This window comes from Stenotrophomonas sp. SrG, from assembly GCF_050031795.1.
Classification (GTDB): domain Bacteria; phylum Pseudomonadota; class Gammaproteobacteria; order Xanthomonadales; family Xanthomonadaceae; genus Stenotrophomonas; species Stenotrophomonas rhizophila_A.
The window spans coordinates 1-230 of record NZ_JBNBBE010001791.1; the positions used below are offsets into that span (position 1 = coordinate 1).

The following is a 230-nucleotide window of genomic DNA, read 5'->3' on the forward strand; positions in this document are numbered from 1 at the left end:
GCTCTCGTGCTGGGCGCCATCCCTGGCCACTCCGAGCCGGCCTTCGCCGCAGCGCTCAAGCCGCTGGGCGATGGCGTCCACCAGCTGGTGCAGATGATCATCGCCCCGGTGATCTTCCTGACCATCGTCTCCGGCATCGCCGGCATGACCCTCCTGCGCACCGTGGGCAGGGTGTTCGCCAAGTCGTTGGCCTACTTCCTGTTCTTCTCCACCCTGGCGCTGATCGTGGG

1 protein-coding gene is annotated in these 230 nt (G+C 67.0%); it reads left to right on the forward strand.

The features are described from left to right. Nucleotides 1-230, forward strand: a 230-nt coding sequence (locus ACQG3P_RS25415) for a cation:dicarboxylate symporter family transporter (protein WP_426806588.1), incomplete at both ends; no start/stop codon positions are given.